The following is a 263-nucleotide window of genomic DNA, read 5'->3' as shown; positions in this document are numbered from 1 at the left end:
CCGCGTCCCCGCGCCCGCGGACCCGCGCGAACTGCACGAGCTCGATCCCAACCAGTACGAGAAGAAGAAGACGTCTCCGCTGCCGTACACGCCCAATTTCAGCGTGCTGAGCAAAGCGGCTGTGAAGATCGAGGGGAGCAGGAGCACGTCGCGGTGGTCGCTGAGCACGGTGACCCAGGTGGAGGAGACGAAGCAGATGCTCAAGATGCTGCCGGTGCTATTCATCACGTTCGTCCCGAGCGCGATGCTGGCGCAGATCAACA

General features: G+C 63.1%; 1 protein-coding gene. It reads left to right on the top strand.

The features are described 5' to 3' along the window. Positions 1 to 263 (top strand): hypothetical protein (locus ACZ3GY_RS24245; protein ID WP_465912320.1); only part of this gene is annotated, 263 nt, incomplete at both ends.

Source organism: Pseudomonas sp. PME37.24/006 (genome assembly GCF_055556635.1).
Note: the sequence above shows the minus strand (reverse complement) of the source record. Positions and strands in the feature narration are given on the sequence as shown.